The sequence below is a fragment of the Legionella gresilensis genome, from assembly GCF_900639865.1.
In the GTDB taxonomy this organism is placed as follows: domain Bacteria; phylum Pseudomonadota; class Gammaproteobacteria; order Legionellales; family Legionellaceae; genus Legionella_C; species Legionella_C gresilensis.
Genome location: NZ_CAAAHX010000010.1, coordinates 51,102 through 68,963, shown reverse-complemented (window position 1 = coordinate 68,963; position 17,862 = coordinate 51,102). Strand labels below are relative to the sequence as shown.

Genomic DNA, 17,862 nt, shown 5'->3' with positions numbered 1-17,862 from the left:
CATTCATTCGCTCATTTTCATGTTAGTATGATAGCACTCAATTTAGATGAGATTATTTTATGCGTACAATATTTTCCTTACTTATGATTACCTTGCTTTCTTTTGGCTTAGTAGTTAATGAAGCAGCCGCGAAACGCTTTGGTGGCGGTCGCGCAATAGGTTTTTCTCGCTCAACGTCTTCTTACAGTAAAACTGCGCCAAAGCAATCTTATGTAAATAATCGTACCGGTAGTCGATGGCGAAGCGGTTTAGCGGGTTTTATCATGGGTGGCTTATTAGCTAGTCTTTTTTTCGGACATGGCTTTGGTAGTGCTTTATTTTCTTGGTTAATTATCGCTGGATTAATATTTATTATTTTTCGTTTATTTCGCAGAACGCATAATCGAACTCGCGATAGAGACTGGCACTAATATAGTGGCTTGTTTAATATATAAATGGGCTAAAAAGCTCAGTTAGTTAATTAAATAAAGCCTCAGGAGAAGCTTAATGGATGCCCTTATTCTTACAGGATTTATTGGCTGTATTGCCGCAATTTTGGTAGGAATAGGGGAGTTTTTTTTACAGAGTAATATTGAAAGAACTGCGCTTGACTCTCCACAATCTATCTTAACCAAATCTAAAAATTATCTAAAGGGTGGTTACTTTATTGTTATATTCATAACGCCCTTTTATAGTTTTGGTTTTTGGCATCTATATAAAATGTTAGCGCCAAGTGCAGCAATTCTGCCTACCGTTATTGTATTTTTAGCAGTATATAGTCTGATTGTTCAATTAGCCTGGATTAGTTTAAAGACAATTTTGAGTTTAATTTTGCAAGTACAAATTACAACTAGAGATTTAAGTCGCTTAATACGCGTATACCAATCCTATGATAAAGCTTTTTTAGCAATTACACGATTTATTTTACAAGTGTTATCTGTCTGTTTCATTTATTTAGTTTGGCATGGAACTACCTATTATCCTAAATGGATGGTAATCTTTAATCCAGTTGTGATCTTAATAGGCATTTTTATCCTTTATGTGATTTTACCTAAAGTTGGTAAATATCTTATTCCTATTGCGCTCCATATAATGTACGGTATATTTTTTGCACTGTCAGCTTATTTAGCAATTCACTTAAAGGTGATATAAGCATGTTAAATTACGGTAAAATTTAGCATTGGCATACGAATTTATAATTATTTCCCTCTAGTAAAATTAACTAACTTTCTATATGAAAAGTAGATAGCGTATTTAGGTTGACAAGAATAAAAGCATATTTTCAAGTTAAAATAAATTACTTATTAAATCAATAAGCTATACATTAGTTCATTTCTTATTTAGTACATTACTTAAAAGTATAAGTCAAATGATTAAAACTTAGAGAAGCTTGAAAAATATTCAATCTTAAGGGAAACAGCAAATGTTAAATAAAAAATAGTAATCAACAAGGTAATAGCAATTCAGGTCTATATTCAAAGTGCATCGTGTCGTAATGGTACCATTTTCCTCCCCAGATAAAGCCATATTTTTCAAAAATAGGTACAATTTCCCAGGGAATATTATTATGGTAAGTTAAAGGTGTCGTTTCATTAATGGGTTTACCTTTTGCTTTAAGATCCCATTGCCAGTAATCCGCTTTAGTTGAATTTATATCGATAGTCATGCCAAAGCTATGATTGCTAAGACGATTTGTATTGGCAATTAGTCGCCAATTAAAAGTCCCACCCGGATTACTTAAAAAAGGTATATATTCTGGATGTTTAATAACGAGGTTCTCTAACTCTTGCGATATCTTTTGTAATTTTTGATTAACTTGATTAACTGTTGTTACTCGAAGCGGATACTTATGGCCAAATTGGTTGGGCATCCAATAAATTGTTACTAAATGTGTTTTTACTTCCTCTTTAGAATTTCCATACATTTTACGAAAAAAAGGCTCATACCGTATTCGGCCAGGGTCATTTTTAGGTTGGAAAGTTTTAGGATCTGCAGGTATGCCAAGCTCATAACAAACATTTTCGATTTGATCAATTAAGGAAGGAAAATCTAATTTTTCTTGCGGCGTTTTATTGATTTTTTTATCTTTAGTTTCCATGTGGGTACCATCTGACCAAACAATGTAATCTTTAGAAATAGATTTTATATGTTCTGGGTAAGCTTGTTGCAGACGGTGTAAATCAGTTAAGTCTGCATAAACATGAGTATTAAAACTTAAAAACCCTAAAATAAATAACTTATTTCTTAAAAATTTCAAAGGTATTATCTCCCTTATTTTTAAATAGAAAACTTTGGTAATGATTCATCAGTTGCTTATCATCAGTCTTTTTACGATAAGCAGTTACAAACAGATCAACTAAACCATTTTGTTGAATATCGGTAACAGCCATAGAAATAGGGATGAGGTTTTTATCAATGTCAATATCAAGCTTTTTAATATTGAACATACCTTGCCGGTTTTCATACAAATAAAATCCATCATCTTGAGCTACAAATAAATCAGGTAAATCATCATTATTGACATCAACCGCTATAGCACAGTAAGTAATATTAGAAGAGTCTATTAAACCTACCTGATTAGAAACATCAATTAAACGATCATTTTTAATTAAACAAAGTTTATTTGCTTTTTTATAACCACCAAGAAAGAGATATTGCTCTCCTTGAGCTCGTAAATTAATAAGAGCCGTATTTATATAACACGGATAATTAAAGCTCACTGTTTTATTTTTTATATCAACAGTTTTAGTTTCCGTATGAATATCGCGCTTTGAAGAAGTGATCTTTCTAACCACGAGCGCCTCTAAGATAATAATAATTAAAGCAATCACAGCTTCTATCATAATAGGCCCTTAATCATAAGTTGATAATCAAAGCGTTATAATTTTTATTAATTTATTCATACCAATGTTGCTAAATAGTAAGATTAATTTCTTTTTGCTTTATAATCTAGTTTGCTAAAACCTCTAGTATAAAAATAGCAAAATTTTTTTTAATTAATCATTGTAAAAATTGAAGTAAAGGGTACCCATAAACAAAAGTATTAATTACAATAGAATTTAGGCATTGCTTAAATACTCATGTTAGGACTACTTCTCTTATGCGATCGCAGTTCGTTCATCTACGTTTACATACAGAATTTTCTTTAGTTGATGGATTAGTTTGTATTAAACCTTTAATGAAGGCTGTTATTAAGAGGGGGATGAATACAGTTGCCATTACAGATTTTTGTAATTTATTTGCTGCAGTCAAAGTATTTAAAGCAGCTGTGGATAATGGCGTAAAACCTATTCTTGGTAGTGATTTGCCTTGTTGTTTTCAAGAGCAACCTAATACTTATTCATCACTATTATTTCTTTGTCAAAACAATATAGGTTATCGCAATTTAACTTGTTTAATTTCTAAAGCTTATTTAGAAGGGCAATATCAAGGCCAACCACGGGTTCAATACGAATGGTTAGAGGAATTTGCTGAAGGTTTAATTGTTTTATCAGGTGGTTATAAAGGAATTATAGGTAAAGCACTTTTGGCAGATGATCTTGCGCAAGCCTATGAATTAAGTCGCCATTTTGCCAAGTTGTTTCCAAATCGTTTTTATTTAGAGATACAAAGAACAGGAAGGCCTGAAGAATCACTTTACAATGAACGTTTAATAGATGTTGCTGAAGAGCTAAATCTACCTATTGTTGCTACTAATGATGTCCGTTTTTTAGATAAAAATGATTTTGATGCCCATGAAGCACGAGTATGTATCCATCAAGGTTGCACATTAGCTGATCCAAGACGCACGCAAGAATATAGTTCGCAGCAATATCTTCGTTCAGCAGAAGAAATGGCAACTTTATTTAAAGATTTACCCCAGGCAATTCAAAATACGGTAGAGATTAGTCAGCGTTGTACAGTTAAATTAGATTTAGGTAACAATTTTTTACCTACATTTCCCATACCTGCCAATTTTACTGTTGATAGTTATTTGTCACAATTAGCGAAGAAAGGCCTAGAAGAACGCTTAGAAATAATTTTCCGTAGTCAATCTGCGGAAGAAATTGCAGTTAAACGTATTCCTTATGACAAACGTTTACAGATAGAACTTGATGTTATTAATAACATGGGGTTTCCTGGGTATTTTTTAATTGTTGCTGATTTTATTCAATGGGCCAAACAAAATGGCGTGCCTGTTGGACCAGGACGTGGTTCAGGTGCAGGTTCTTTAGTAGCTTATGCACTTAAAATAACGGATCTTGATCCTTTACTCTATGAGTTACTTTTTGAACGATTTCTAAATCCTGAACGTGTGTCTATGCCTGATTTCGATATTGATTTCTGTATGGAAGGACGAGACAGAGTCATTGACTATGTTGCAGAAAAATACGGTAGGCAAAGCGTTTCTCAGATCATTACCTTCGGTACAATGACGGCCAAAGCTGTAGTACGTGATGTAGGCCGCGTCTTAGGCCATCCTTATGGCTTTGTAGACAAAATTGCTAAATTAATCCCATTTGAAATTGGTATCACACTTGAAAAAGCTTTGCAGGATGAGGAAGAGCTGCGCGTGCGCTATCAAGAGGAAGAAGAGGTTAAAGAGCTTATTGATCTTGCTTTAAAATTAGAAGGAGTGACGCGTAATGCGGGTAAACATGCGGGCGGGGTTGTTATTGCGCCATCTAAGCTTACTGATTTTACTGCTATCTATTGTGAAGAAGGCTCACAGCAAATAGTAAGTCAGTTTGATAAAGATGATGTTGAAGCGGTGGGCTTGGTTAAATTTGACTTTTTAGGTTTACGTACCTTAACAATTATTGATTGGGCGCTTAAAATCATTAATCAGCAAAAGCGGGATAAGCAGGAAGAAGAAATTGATATTGCTCTAATTCCTACTGATGATAATGCGACCTTTAATTTGCTTAAAGCTTGTCAAACTACAGCGGTGTTCCAGTTAGAATCTCGCGGTATGAAAGAACTTATTAATCGCTTACAACCTGATTGTTTTGAAGACATTATTGCACTTGTAGCGCTTTTTCGTCCTGGTCCTTTACAGTCAGGTATGGTGGATGACTTTATCGATCGTAAACATGGGCGTGCAAAAGTTGAATACCCGCATCCTGATCTTGAATCTATTTTAAAACCTACTTATGGCGTTATTTTATATCAAGAGCAGGTCATGCAGATTGCTCAGGTTTTGGCAAATTATACGTTGGGTGCAGCGGATTTACTAAGACGGGCAATGGGAAAGAAAAAACCTGAGGAGATGGCTAAACAACGAGCTATTTTCACAGAAGGTGCTGTTGCCAGAGGGGTTGAAAAAGATACGGCAACCTACATTTTTGATTTAATGGAAAAATTTGCAGGCTATGGCTTTAATAAATCACATTCAGCTGCTTACGCGCTTGTAGCTTATCAAACAGCATGGTTAAAAGCACATTATCCAGCTGCTTTTATGGCTGCGGTATTATCCTCAGATATGGATAATACAGACAAAGTAGTTAATTTTATTAACGAAAGTAAGCAGATGAACTTAAAAGTCTTACCACCCTCAGTTAATTTATCTAACTTCACTTTTACTGTCACCCAAGAGCAAACTATTTTATATGGGCTAGGTGCAATAAAAGGCGTTGGTGAGTCAGCCATTTCTTGTATTGTGAATGAAAGGCAGCAGCATGGGACTTATAAAGGTTTATTTGATTTTTGCCGTCGCCTTGATTTACGAAAAGTTAACCGCCGTGTGCTAGAAGCATTAATCAAAAGTGGTGCTATGGATGATTGGCAAGTAGAGCGTTCTGCTCTTTTTGAATCGTTGGAAAAAGCATTAAAATTGGCAGATAAAGCACAACAAAATTTAACAACAGGCCAAGCCGATTTATTTTCTTTATTTGAAGAAGTAGGAAATGAAGAGGAAGAGTATTTACAGTGTAAGCCTTGGCCTACTATGCAACGCTTGGATGGTGAGAAAGAAACATTAGGGTTTTATTTGACTGGCCATCCAGCTGCACAATATATGGATGAATTTAAGGCTTATACTACACCCATTATTCGTTTAAATACCGCCTTAGTTAAAAAAGCTTGTCTATGTGGTTTAATAACTTCATTAAAGAGAATTATCACTAAACGAGGTAAAAAATTAGTCATTGCTAGCTTAGAAGATGCAACGGGCAAAATAGATGTTGTTATTTTCTCAGAAATCTACGAAGCATTATCAATACCTTTACAGGTAGGCCAGATGATTTTTTCTGAAGGAGAAGTGGCTCATGATGAATTTAGTGGAAACGCTAGAATGACAGCGACGCAACTTTTTTCTATTAGTGAAGCACGAACTCGTTTTGCCAAATCATTAATTCTCACTGTAAATGAGACAAGTGATAATGCATTGATTACCAGGATAAGAACTATTTTATCTTCTAGCCCTGGCAAGTGCGCTGTCCAAATAAAATATTGTAATGAAAAGGCACAAGGGCTGCTGAGCTTACCGCAACAATGGTGGATAACGCCAAGCGATGAGGTCATTAACTCACTTAAAGATCTCTTAGGTATAGCAAACATTGTTTTAAATTATTGAATAGCTCTTGAAACTTAAGATTTTTTTAAAGTAACTTCTTTTTTTGTTTATTACCATCAGCTACGATGAGTAATTAACGTGAATTCGACATAAACTATATTTGCTATAGTTTATGTCGAATTTAGTTATATTTAATCTAGATCCCGTATAAATGCTTCGCATTTTACGGGATAACGTTCGTTTAGCGCCATAAAAGAGCCTAGGTCTCTTTTATGTCGAACTCACGTTAATTAAATAGGTTCATAAATAACGTTGGATTTAAGTTTATAAGGATTTTTAGATTGTGAAAAGAAATGTTTACTATAAAAGCTTACTTTGTATTCTATTGTTACTGCTAATGCAAAGTGTTTATGCTGTGCAACGTTCACAACTTTTCTATCGTAATTTTTGGCAGCCCTATTATCACGGCCAGCGCCTAGATTATTGTATGGTTGGGGGCGTTAATTGTGGTTTACCAGTAGCGAATCGATATTGCCAGATGATGGGATATGCGCGTGCTGATCAGCAACGAATTGCTCATAATGTAGGCTTAACTAATTACATCTCTTGCCCTAAACGATGTAAAGGTTGGCGATGTAATGGCTTTAAAACAATTCGTTGTGTAGGTTATCAATTACATAAACCACCAAAAGCTTATCATTATCGTTATCGTCGCTTTGTTTACCCACGTTACAATGAATATCGTGTCGCTTGGTGTTATGATGGGGTGCGCGGATGTGGGCGACGAGCGGCTTATTCCTTTTGTCGTCGTATGGGCTATCTTAAAGTAAGTAGTTTCTCTATTCAAAAGCATGTCGCAGCGACGAAAGCAATAGGTAACCAAAAACTTTGTTTTGGCAAAGAGTGTTGTCATGCCTTTACACAAATCACTTGTTTCCGCTAGCGTTCTATGAACAGCGCCTAGGTGTGTAATTTATGCTGAAATGGTTAGTTTCCTAATAGTCAAATTTATTGACAAGAATTATATTTGTGTCATTTATTTGACAGGTTGGGTTCGTTAACTAATACTCAAAGAATAACAATACGCTACTTTCTCAAGGATAGGTTATGCATATCAATGAGGAAATATTAATCATTGATGAGGATCAGCAACGTCGCGAAAAACTTATCACTATCATGGACTTTTTAGAAAAGCCAAATTTCTGGACTGATAGCACGATTCCTTTTGAGCTTGATGCTAAAAATACTCGAATTATCATTGTAGGAGCGCTTACTTCTTTTGAAGCGACAATTGACGTTCTACAAAAGTTAAAAACAACAATGCCAAAATTGCCTGTTGTATTAATAGGGCCTCCGTCATTTACTGTGCCCGCCGATTTTAGCAATGTCATTGCTGTTCTTCATTTTCCTTTTACTTATACACAAATACTTGAAGCGCTTCATAAATGCCAAATTGCTTTAGAGAGTATTAATTACCTTGTCGCTTATGAAAATCGTACGCCTTTATTTCGAAGTTTAGTGGGTAACAGTGAAGCAATTCGTCAAGTCAGAAAACTAATTGGCCAAGTCGCTAAGACAGAAGCAAGTGTTTTAGTTTTAGGTGAGTCTGGTACAGGTAAGGAAGTTATTGCACGTAATATTCATGCGTTATCAGCACGGGCTAATAAGCCTTTTGTTCCTATAAACTGTGGGGCTATTCCTGCTGAATTGTTAGAAAGTGAATTGTTTGGTCATGAAAAAGGTGCTTTCACAGGTGCAATTACTTCAAGACAAGGTCGTTTCGAATTAGCACATGGCGGTACATTGTTTCTTGATGAAATTGGTGACATGCCTTTAGCAATGCAAGTAAAGTTATTACGTGTTTTGCAAGAACGATGTTTTGAACGGGTCGGAAGTAATAAAAGTATTGCTGTAGATGTGCGAATCATTGCAGCCACACATCGTAATCTAGAGCAAGCTATAAAAGAAGGTAAATTTAGAGAAGACCTTTTTTATCGTTTGAATGTTTTTCCAATTGAAGTGCCACCACTGCGTGCGCGTAAGGAAGATTTGCATTTATTATTTAATGACTTAGTCTCAAAAATTGAAGGGGAACGTCGTCCTGGAGTTAGATTGTTGCCAGCAGCTCTTAATGCATTGGCACAGTACGATTGGCCTGGTAATGTAAGAGAACTAGCTAATTTAGTTGAGCGATTAACAATTTTATATCCCAATGATATTGTTGATGTTGATGATTTGCCACGTCGTTTCCGGCCTGATGACGGTAATTCAGCTGATACAGGGGTTTTAAATAGTGAGCGTGAAACATTATTGCAGAAAGCTAACCAAGGTGTGTGCGCTGATAGAATCAATTTAAAAGAACACTTAGTGAAAACGGAGTTAGCATTAATTAGCCAAGCTTTAGAAGAAACAGATTGGGTGGTTGCGCACGCTGCTAATTATTTAAATATGCGTCGCACTACCTTAGTTGAAAAGATGCGTAAATACGGTTTGTCTCGGCCAGAGAGAGCTTAAATTTCAAATTGGCAAATATAATTAATAAACCTCTTTCTAAACTGGAAAGAGGTCTAATTTACAATACGTCATCTTTTAGAGGTTTTTGTTCATCAACGTGATGCTCTATCTCTACATCGGTTGAATTTACCTTAGTAGATGGTTTATTTGACTCGTTAGTAGATAATTTATCTTCCATTGGTGTTGTTTTCGGCTTACGCTTAGTAGTCTTTTTCGGAGTAGATTGGTAGCCTACCCCGGTATCTGTAGGTGTAAGCTCATCAAGGGGTTCTACTGTTTGAGCTTCCACTGTACTGTTAAGTGGTTGCGTTGAGCTTGCTGAAGTTGAGCTTGTGGTAGTATTAGTGTTTGGTTGGTTAATAGTTCCATGATGTATATCATTGGTCGTAGATGATGTAGAGGTTGTGGAGCGCTTTGCAGCAACATCATTAGATGAAACTGTAGAGTTTGTATTGTCTACATTATCAGATTGCTCATCGTCAGCTCGGTTTTGCTTATATTCACCAATAATTTCCGAGATACTATTTTTTACATCTTTAAATAGCTTACCTGCCATATGCGTAAGTTCCTGTAAGCTAGGTAACTTGGATTTAAAATCGCTCATAATTAAACTCCATGCTATCTATTTCTTATTCTTAAAGTATACATAACTCTCAGAAAATTGCTTTAAAAAATACAACTCCTAGTTATTTAACAAATTTTTTAAATTAATATAAAAAACTGATTTGCCATTTCTGAAATCTTAAACTATGGTTAATACACTACTTAAAAAAAGGAGATATACCATGGAAAGAGATAATATGAATCAACAAAACCAGTCCGGCGGTCAAAAACAAGGTCAAAATAGCCAACAAGGCGGCCAAAAATTCGGTCAAGGCCAAAAACAAGGTCAAAGTGGCCAGCAAGACGAACGAGGTGGTCGTGGCCAAGGTGGTCAGCAAGGCGGTCAAGGTGGTAGCCAAGGTGGTCAAGGTGGTCAAGGTGGTCAACGCCGCTAAGCAATTTAAGGCGCCTTAGGCGCCTTTAGTTTTTTAAAGCGTATAAAATTTAATTACCAAGGTTGTAGAATGTTTAAAGCAGGTCTAAATAGCTTTTCTGTAAGGGATGGCTTAGTTGGTTTGTTAATTTTAAAGACATTAAAATCATTCATCCTTTCAATAATATAGTCATCACTTGTCTTAAGATAATCAACTAATTTTAAATTATAAGCATCCGTGGCTAGCCAATGTTCACCTGTAGATACTTGATCAATATCAAGTTGTTGACGATGGACAAATACATAATCGCGAAAGGCGTGATGAATTTTTTCAATTTCTTCTTGAAATTTTTTCCGTCCTTTTTCGGTATTCTCACCTAACATGGTTAATGTACGCTTGTATTCGCCAGCAGTAATTAATTCCACATCAATATTGTTTTTCTTAAGCCAACGGTGAAAATTAGGTAATTGAGCAACTACACCAATTGAACCAATTACAGCAAACGGAGCAGCGACAATCCGATTGGCAACACAAGACATTAAATAACCGCCACTTGCTGCTACCTTATCAATACATACTGTAAGAGGTATTTGTCTATCGCGAATACGCTGCAGCTGAGAGGCAGCAAGCCCATAGCCATTTACTGAGCCGCCGGGGCTTTCTAAACGTAAAACAACTTCATCATTTTTTTTGGCAATAGAGAGAATGGCTGTAATTACTTCACGTAATTGTTCAACTTGAGACGCTTTAATATCGCCATGAAAATCAAGGACATATAAAGAAGGTTTGTCTTTTAAGGCTTTTTCCTTCTTCTTTTTTTTCTCCTTTTTTAACTTATGACCTTTTATCTCATGATACATACGCTGTTTAAGCTCATCGTATTGCTTATTCAGTGGCGTAATCTCCAGTTTAGGTTTATGTTTTTTGCTTAAAGCTAATAATCCTGCAAAAAGCACAAGAATCGCAATAACGCTTGTCAGTGCTTTTAAAGCAAATAAACCATATTGTGCGAGAAAATCCATGGCAGCCCTTGATTAAAAAAGGAAATAATTATCACAGTGACTGCACTTTGGTGCAAGTGTTTTGCTTGAATTGGTTCTCATTTAAAAAATTAATTTAGTCTAGTTATTTACCAATTTAAGTGATTTAATCATAAATTAATATTTGCATACCTTATTAAAGACATTATATAGTCTCATGGTTCTATTTATTATTACACTTTATGCTTGATATTTGCTCTATTTGTTTTGACTATGAAGAAAAGCCGCTTTTAAATGAGATTCAATTCAGCATTGAATCAGGGACATTACTTCATTTACAAGGGCCTAATGGGGTAGGAAAAACAACCTTATTAAAAATATTAGCCGGATTATTGCAGCCCTTACATGGAGATATCCATTGGCAAGGTCAGTCAATTTATAACAATTTAGCTAGTTATCAGCGAAGCTTATGTTATGTGGGCCATAAATTAGGTTTAAGCAGTCAATTAACAGTCAGAGAAAATTGCCTTTTCGATTTACAATGGCAGCATAATACCTCTTCATTACCGAAGTTTCTTAGGCTTCTCTCATTACAAGATTTAATGGATAAGCCTTGTTCACAGTTATCATCAGGACAACTACGACGTGTAGCACTACTGCGTCTTTTAATGACTAAAGCACCGCTCTGGTTATTGGACGAGCCATTAATTGCATTAGACAATACATCTATAGAAATTTTATTGGGTTGTTTTAGCAAACATCTTGCGCAAGGTGGTTTAATCATTATGACCTCCCATCAAGCTTTACCTAAAAATTTTAAAAATTGCCAGGAATATCAATTATGTTAACGTCATGGCAGTGTTTTAAAAGACAATTTAAACGTGATTTATTATTAAATATGCGACAGCCTCGTTTTCTAATGAATGCGATACTGTTTTTTATAATGATTGTTGTCTTCTTCCCTTTAACTTTTCCTCCAAATATAGATATTTTAAAGCAGGTTATTCCTGGGATTATCTGGGTGGCTGTTTTATTGGCTATGTTGCTCGCATCAGATCGATTATTTATGCAGGACTACGAAGAAGGGGTTATTGAGCAGTGGCTTACTTCAGGCTACTCACTAACAATCATTGTTAGTGCTAAATTGGCGGTGCATTGGCTATTGACACTTTTACCGTTACTAATATTCTGCCCTTTTTTAGCATTATTCTTCCGTTTTTCTGGACTAGAATTAATGATTTTAGTCAGTAGTTTAATTGTTGGTACGCCTGCCATTTTAGCTTTATGTTCATTAGCTGCTGCATTTAGCATTAAATTACAACAAAAAGGTATTATGATGGCATTAATTTTATTGCCACTCACATTACCTATTATGATATTCGGTAGCAGTAGTTTAGAAATGTTTGAATTTTCACAAATAACAGGTACTTTAGCTATTTTATTGGCAATTTCATTGCTTTGTAGCTGCTTTCTCCCTTTTGCTATTGCAGCAATTATAAGAATTAGCTTAACAAGTTAACCAGCATAGGTTGGACTAAACGAAGTGCAGCCCAACAAATGATAGTAGACTACAAGTATGATTAAAACTGTTAGGCTGCGTTATGCCTAGCCCCAACCTTGTGCCTACCATTGCTATGTTTCATTCAGGTTACGATTATAACTAGCGAGGCTAGCTTAACTCTATGCCTACGTTCCGCGGCTTGTTTGCGGAATCCAGGAACCAGCCACCTCACTGGATCCGCGGACAAGCCTCAGGACGTAGTCCGGCTAAAGGTTACTGGATACATAGAAGTGCTATAGCTCCTGTCTTTAATTTTTTATTCAAGACAGGAGCTACGTGCATTATGAAAGAGGCAAGTTTTTTATATTGAATTTATACTAAATGGAGTTCAAATTTTAATTTGTTTAGTAAGACTATAGTATGTCATGTCTAATACATGATAAAATTTGTCTTTTTTTGAAAGCTTAAACTTTCGATGTGGAAATTTTTATATCAATTAGCATCACCTAAGTCTTTCTATTGCTTGACTGGGCGTTGGTTGCCAAAAATAGCTATAGTCACGACTTTTTTATTGGTAATAGGTTTATTTTGGGGGTTAATATTTGCTCCTCCGGATTACCAACAGGGCGATGCCTTTCGTATTATTTACATTCATGTTCCAACGGCATTTATGTCCATGGCATTATATGCTGCAATGGCATTTTGTGCTTTATTATTGTTAGTCTGGCAGATTAAGCTAGCTGGTATCATGTTAATGACCCTTGCGCAAACAGGTGCTATCATGGCTTTTCTCGCGCTTGTTACAGGAAGTATCTGGGGTAAGCCTATGTGGGGTGCTTGGTGGGTATGGGATGCGCGACTAACATCAGAGCTAATTTTGCTATTGCTTTACATCGCAATTTTAGCGATAGGTAGAGCATTTAGTAATAGAGACCAAGGTGATAAAATTGTTGCAATATTGGCTTTAGTTGGCGTAATTGACCTACCCATTATTCATTATTCTGTCTATTGGTGGAATACCCTACATCAAGGTTCAACACTATCAGTTTTTGCTAAACCAAAAATAGCAGCGCCTATGCTTTACCCTTTATTAATAAGTATTTTAGGTTTTTCCTTTTATTGTCTAGGGGTAGTTTTATATAAAGCTAGAAATGAATTATTACTACGGGAGCGTCGACAACATTGGGTAAAGGATTTAGTTGAAAAGGAAAGTATATGAATAAACTGATAACTTGGTTAGCAATGAGCGGTTATTCAATTTATATTTGGCCTGCGTATGGTTTAGTATGCATTGTGCTAGTCATGAATCTTTTAGGGATTAAAGTACAGCAACTACAAACTAAAAAAAAGTTACAACAATGGTTTAAGAAACAATAATGAACGCTTTACGACGCCGAAAGTTGAGTATGATATTATTTATATTGATTATAATGGCTGTGGCTCTCGCACTGGTTATGTATGCATTGCGACAAAATATAAGTCTCTTCTATACACCAAGCCAAGTAACTCAAGGCTTAGCACCACAAGGTAAATTAGTTCGTATTGGCGGAATGGTTGTGAAAAAAAGTGTAATACGTGAAACTGATGGTTTATCTGTTCAATTCAAATTAACTGATTTTAAGCAAACCGTCTCAGTTAGTTACCGTGGTATTTTACCTGATTTGTTTCGGGAGGAGCAGGGTATTGTAGCTCTAGGTACAGTGCTTGATAACGGACATTTTAAAGCAACTGAAGTATTGGCGAAGCACGATGCTAATTATATGCCACCTGAAGTAAAAGATGCTTTAGGGAAATCGATACAAGAAAAAGCAGGTAGAGAAGGATGATTGCTGAGATTGGTTTATTTTCCCTGGTATTAGCTTTAATTTGTGCAAGTTCTCTTGGCATTATACCCTTAATTGGCCTAATAAAAAATAAACCTGAGTGGATTTCCGCAGCACCTGTTTATGCACTGGGCCAATTCTTTTTTATTGCTTTAGCTTACTGTTGTTTAACCTACTGCTTTTTAACCAACGACTTTAGTGTCATTTATGTTTTAGCTAACTCTAGTACCTTGCTACCCTGGTTTTACAAGTTATGCGCTGTCTGGGGTGGGCATGAAGGTTCTATGTTACTTTGGGTAAGCATCTTAAGCTTTTGGATGGTGTCTGTTAGTATTTTTAGTCGATCGTTAGCCCAAGTATTCAAAGTTCGTGTTTTAATTGTTCTAGGTTGGCTAAGCGTTGGTTTTATTCTATTTCTTTTATGTACATCAAATCCTTTTGCCAGACAGTTTCAACTTTTAAATACTGAAGGTCGTGATTTAAATCCATTATTGCAAGACCCTGGTTTTTTATTTCATCCGCCTATGTTGTATATGGGGTATGTAGGATTTTCAGTGGCTTTTGCTTTCGCTATTGCAGCCCTTTGGCTAGGACGACTTGAAGTGGCATGGGCTAAATGGACAAGGCCATGGACTTTGGCTGCTTGGTGTTGTTTAACTGCTGGTATTACTTTAGGTAGCTGGTGGGCTTATCGAGAGCTAGGTTGGGGCGGTTGGTGGTTCTGGGATCCAGTTGAGAATGCTTCTTTTATGCCATGGTTAGTTGGTACTGCTTTACTGCATTCCTTGGCGGTAAGTGAGCAGCGGCAACAATTCTTAGCTTGGACATTACTCTTAGCTATTACAGCCTTTTCTTTAAGTTTGGTTGGCACATTTCTAGTGCGCTCAGGCGTATTAACATCCGTACATGCCTTTGCTGTTGATCCACAACGAGGTATTTATATTCTAGGTTTTTTATTCGTTGTAATTGGTGGCTCCTTAAGTCTTTTCACATTTCGGGCGCAAACCCTACAAAGTCGCATTAGTCCTAGTCTTTTTTCTAAGGAAAGTGCTCTGCTTTTAAATAATGTTTTTTTAGTCGTTATTATGCTTACCGTTCTTATGGGGACAGTTTATCCTTTGTTAATAGATAGCTTAGGTTTAGGTAAACTATCAGTAGGGGCACCCTATTTTAATGCTGTTTTTGTACCTTTAATGATTCCTCTTTTACTTCTTATGGGTTTAGGTATTCATCTAAATTGGCAACAAGATAAACCACAACGACTTATTTCTCGGCTTGGTGTTATTGGCTTGATGAGCTTTTTAGTGCCTTTGCTAGCGCTAGTTTGCTTTGAAAATTCTATTGATTTTTCTACTCTATTAGGTTTGATTTTTGCAGCTTGGATTTTATTGAGTACCGCAAAATTTGTTTTTATCAGAGCTAAACAAAGAACTTGGTATACCTTAAATCAATCTTTCTGGGGAATGGTCTTAGCTCATTGTGGTCTAGCCTTTACAGTTATTGGTATTAGCGTTTCAACAGGCTATGGCATCCAAGATGATATAAAAATGGCGCCAGGGGATCGTACCCACTTAAAAGGTTATACCATTACTTTCCTTAGGGAAAAGCAACTTAAAGGACCGAATTATCATGCTTATCAAGCTCGCTTTGAAATTCGCAAGGGCCAGCATATAAAAGTTATTTTCCCCGAAAAGCGTGTTTATGATGTGGGTAAAATGCCTATGACTGAATCAGCTATAGATGTAAATCCCATTCGAGATATTTATATTGCCTTAGGTGAGCCTTTGGATGATAAGGCCTGGACTGTTCGACTTTATTATAAACCGCTTATTCGTTTTATTTGGGGCGGTGGTTTTATGATCTTAGCAGGTGGCGTGCTTGCTATGACTGATAGACGTTATTACCTAAAACAAAAAAAGGCTGCTCTAAATAGCATAGGAGAAAGTCTATTATGAAAAAATATGTCTTGCGTTTTATACCACTCGTTCTATTCGCAACATTAGCTGTTTTCTTAGGACGTGGATTGTTTTTAGAACCGCAGAAATTACCTTCAGTAAAGTTAGGGCAACAAGTACCAAATTTTAATTTACCCTTGCTTGATGGTGAAAATAAAATGTTAACTGCTAAGGATTTGCAAGGTGACGTCTCTTTATTAAATATTTGGGCAAGTTGGTGCTCGGCTTGCAGTGAGGAACAAGTCTTTTTACTACGCCTAGCTGATGTTGGTGTTCCTATTTTCGGTTTAAATTATAAAGATAATCCTGCAAGCGCTAAAAAATGGTTAGCAGAATGGGGTAATCCTTATAGAAAAATAGGTTCAGATGAAGCGGGCAAGGCTGCTATTGATTTAGGAGTGTATGGTGCGCCTGAAACTTTTTTAGTTGATGCAAAGGGTATTATTCGTTTTCGCCATGCAGGTGTTTTAAATGAGGAGGTTTGGACCAAAGAATTTCTACCTCGTATTCAGCAGTTGAAAGGGCAAGGATGAAACAGTTATTTTGCGGTGTTTTTATATTTTTATGGTTACCTACAATTAGCGCCAATACACTTTATCCATTACCTACACCTAAACAGAGTGCTCAATTTGAACATCTTTTAAAAGAGTTACGTTGTTTAGTTTGTCAAAATCAAGATTTAGCTGATTCAAATGCTGTCTTAGCTAAAGATTTACGTGATCAAGTGTATACGATGGTTAATGAAGGTAAGAGTGACACAGAAATTATTCAGTATCTAACAGCCCGTTATGGTGATTTTATATTATTTAATCCACCCGTAAAAACGTTAACAGTAGTATTGTGGTATGGGCCTATTATTTTTCTAGCATTAGGCTTTCTTATTTTTTGGCGAACCTGTATTAAGCGAAAACAATTATGATTAGTTGGGGATTAATTAGCTGTTTTATTACACTCGCAAGCTTTGCTATTTTACTGATCATATTTCCTTTAGGAAAAACATTAAAAAAAGGTTTTCTTCCGTTTATTATAAGCCTCGCCTTAATCATTAGTGTTGCTTATTATCGTTGGGGTGCATTTCCTGCTTGGCAACAATACAAGCAAAATGAACTGGCTGAGCAACGAGCAAAGGACTTATTAGATAAGATAAAGTCGCCTGAGGAACTTATTGCTAAATTAAAAACACATTTAGATGATACGCCTGCTAGTGCACGAGGTTGGTTCTTGTTAGGTCGCCTTTATTCAAGTCAAGGTGAGTGGACTGCTGCAGGTGATGCATTTGCTAAAGCTCATCAATTAAATCCACAAGATGAGGCGTCTTCTATTTATTATGCCAATAGTTTATGGCAATTAAATCATCAGCAATTTAACGAAGATATTCGTGCGCTTTTTGAGCAGTTATTGCAACGCAATCCTAATCAGCCAGATGCTTTAGCAATGCTTGCTTTAGATGCTTATGAAAGTAAAAAATACAATGAAGCAGTTAACTATTGGCAGCAATTACTGAAATTAGCGACACCAGATTCTGAAGAGGCTTCAGCACTGCGCAAGGCGATTGCAAAAGCGCTGGCTCAGCAAACTAAAGTTTAAGTGTAGTTTTATTAAGTTAACCATTTTTAAAGATAGTGCTTGAAATTAAGTAA

At 36.0% G+C, this 17,862-nt stretch carries 19 protein-coding genes; 15 read left to right on the top strand and 4 right to left on the bottom strand.

Annotated features, from left to right (window positions below):
• Nucleotides 1-59: 59 nt before the first annotated feature.
• Entirely contained in the window at nucleotides 60-410 is a 351-nt protein-coding gene (locus tag E1P04_RS12745; protein WP_131783286.1) for a DUF1517 domain-containing protein, read from the top strand.
• A gap of 76 nt (nucleotides 411-486) precedes the next feature.
• Nucleotides 487-1,131: a DUF6796 family protein gene (locus tag E1P04_RS12740; RefSeq protein ID WP_131783285.1), complete on the top strand. Its 645-nt coding sequence runs from the start codon at nucleotides 487-489 to the stop codon at nucleotides 1,129-1,131.
• A gap of 292 nt (nucleotides 1,132-1,423) precedes the next feature.
• Here E1P04_RS12740 and E1P04_RS12735 read toward each other — a convergent pair whose 3' ends face one another.
• On the bottom strand, nucleotides 1,424-2,236 hold the full coding sequence (locus tag E1P04_RS12735) for a M15 family metallopeptidase (protein ID WP_131783284.1): 813 nt from the start codon (nucleotides 2,234-2,236) through the stop codon (nucleotides 1,424-1,426).
• Nucleotides 2,217-2,822 (bottom strand): FG-GAP repeat domain-containing protein, encoded by a 606-nt coding sequence (locus E1P04_RS12730; RefSeq protein ID WP_131783283.1) that lies wholly within the window; start codon nucleotides 2,820-2,822, stop codon nucleotides 2,217-2,219. The genes E1P04_RS12735 and E1P04_RS12730 overlap by 20 nt, the downstream gene beginning before the upstream one ends.
• Before the next feature lie 257 nt (nucleotides 2,823-3,079).
• On the opposite strand from E1P04_RS12730, the gene dnaE reads away from it, so the two are divergent.
• The 3 genes from dnaE to E1P04_RS12715 all read left to right on the top strand — a co-directional run bounded on the left by dnaE (nucleotide 3,080) and on the right by E1P04_RS12715 (nucleotide 8,986).
• Nucleotides 3,080-6,532 carry a DNA polymerase III subunit alpha gene (gene dnaE / locus E1P04_RS12725; RefSeq protein WP_131783282.1) on the top strand — a complete coding sequence of 1,151 codons (3,453 nt, stop codon included), beginning with the start codon at nucleotides 3,080-3,082 and terminating at the stop codon, nucleotides 6,530-6,532.
• A gap of 283 nt (nucleotides 6,533-6,815) precedes the next feature.
• Complete coding sequence (locus tag E1P04_RS12720) at nucleotides 6,816-7,415, top strand: hypothetical protein (protein ID WP_242604460.1); 600 nt, start codon at nucleotides 6,816-6,818, stop codon at nucleotides 7,413-7,415.
• A 164-nt stretch (nucleotides 7,416-7,579) separates the two neighbouring features.
• Nucleotides 7,580-8,986: a sigma-54 dependent transcriptional regulator gene (locus tag E1P04_RS12715; protein WP_131783281.1), complete on the top strand. Its 1,407-nt coding sequence runs from the start codon at nucleotides 7,580-7,582 to the stop codon at nucleotides 8,984-8,986.
• Nucleotides 8,987-9,044: 58 nt separating this feature from the next.
• On the opposite strand, the gene E1P04_RS12710 is transcribed toward E1P04_RS12715, so the two are convergent.
• Nucleotides 9,045-9,590 (bottom strand): hypothetical protein, encoded by a 546-nt coding sequence (locus tag E1P04_RS12710; RefSeq protein ID WP_131783280.1) that lies wholly within the window; start codon nucleotides 9,588-9,590, stop codon nucleotides 9,045-9,047.
• A 181-nt stretch (nucleotides 9,591-9,771) separates the two neighbouring features.
• On the opposite strand from E1P04_RS12710, the gene E1P04_RS12705 reads away from it, so the two are divergent.
• The gene (locus tag E1P04_RS12705) at nucleotides 9,772-9,984 is read left to right on the top strand and encodes a hypothetical protein (RefSeq protein ID WP_207386026.1); all 213 of its coding nucleotides are present in this window, start codon (nucleotides 9,772-9,774) and stop codon (nucleotides 9,982-9,984) included.
• Between the two features lie 53 nt (nucleotides 9,985-10,037).
• Here the strand turns inward: E1P04_RS12705 and sohB are convergent, their stop codons facing one another.
• Nucleotides 10,038-10,985 carry a protease SohB gene (gene sohB, locus E1P04_RS12700; RefSeq protein WP_131783279.1) on the bottom strand — a complete coding sequence of 316 codons (948 nt, stop codon included), beginning with the start codon at nucleotides 10,983-10,985 and terminating at the stop codon, nucleotides 10,038-10,040.
• Between the two features lie 200 nt (nucleotides 10,986-11,185).
• On the opposite strand from sohB, the gene ccmA reads away from it, so the two are divergent.
• The 9 genes from ccmA to E1P04_RS12655 all read left to right on the top strand — a co-directional run bounded on the left by ccmA (nucleotide 11,186) and on the right by E1P04_RS12655 (nucleotide 17,809).
• Nucleotides 11,186-11,791, top strand: a complete 606-nt coding sequence (gene ccmA / locus E1P04_RS12695; protein ID WP_131783278.1) for a cytochrome c biogenesis heme-transporting ATPase CcmA — start codon at nucleotides 11,186-11,188, stop codon at nucleotides 11,789-11,791.
• Nucleotides 11,785-12,462: a heme exporter protein CcmB gene (gene ccmB, locus E1P04_RS12690; protein WP_131783277.1), complete on the top strand. Its 678-nt coding sequence runs from the start codon at nucleotides 11,785-11,787 to the stop codon at nucleotides 12,460-12,462. Before ccmA ends, ccmB begins: the two co-directional genes overlap by 7 nt.
• A 457-nt stretch (nucleotides 12,463-12,919) precedes the next feature.
• Nucleotides 12,920-13,663 (top strand): heme ABC transporter permease CcmC, encoded by a 744-nt coding sequence (ccmC, locus tag E1P04_RS12685; RefSeq protein ID WP_131783276.1) that lies wholly within the window; start codon nucleotides 12,920-12,922, stop codon nucleotides 13,661-13,663.
• Complete coding sequence (ccmD, locus tag E1P04_RS12680; RefSeq protein WP_131783275.1) at nucleotides 13,660-13,821, top strand: heme exporter protein CcmD; 162 nt, start codon at nucleotides 13,660-13,662, stop codon at nucleotides 13,819-13,821. The genes ccmC and ccmD overlap by 4 nt, the downstream gene beginning before the upstream one ends.
• Nucleotides 13,821-14,270 carry a cytochrome c maturation protein CcmE gene (gene ccmE, locus E1P04_RS12675; RefSeq protein WP_131783274.1) on the top strand — a complete coding sequence of 150 codons (450 nt, stop codon included), beginning with the start codon at nucleotides 13,821-13,823 and terminating at the stop codon, nucleotides 14,268-14,270. The genes ccmD and ccmE overlap by 1 nt, the downstream gene beginning before the upstream one ends.
• On the top strand, nucleotides 14,267-16,222 hold the full coding sequence (locus E1P04_RS12670; protein ID WP_131783273.1) for a heme lyase CcmF/NrfE family subunit: 1,956 nt from the start codon (nucleotides 14,267-14,269) through the stop codon (nucleotides 16,220-16,222). Before ccmE ends, E1P04_RS12670 begins: the two co-directional genes overlap by 4 nt.
• A complete protein-coding gene (locus E1P04_RS12665; protein ID WP_131783272.1) occupies nucleotides 16,219-16,755 on the top strand; it encodes a DsbE family thiol:disulfide interchange protein in 537 nt (178 codons plus the stop codon). The genes E1P04_RS12670 and E1P04_RS12665 overlap by 4 nt, the downstream gene beginning before the upstream one ends.
• Entirely contained in the window at nucleotides 16,752-17,141 is a 390-nt protein-coding gene (locus E1P04_RS12660; RefSeq protein WP_131783271.1) for a cytochrome c-type biogenesis protein, read from the top strand. The genes E1P04_RS12665 and E1P04_RS12660 overlap by 4 nt, the downstream gene beginning before the upstream one ends.
• Nucleotides 17,138-17,809, top strand: coding sequence for a tetratricopeptide repeat protein (locus tag E1P04_RS12655; protein ID WP_131783270.1), 672 nt, complete (start codon nucleotides 17,138-17,140; stop codon nucleotides 17,807-17,809). The genes E1P04_RS12660 and E1P04_RS12655 overlap by 4 nt, the downstream gene beginning before the upstream one ends.
• The last annotated feature ends 53 nt before the right edge of the window (nucleotides 17,810-17,862 follow it).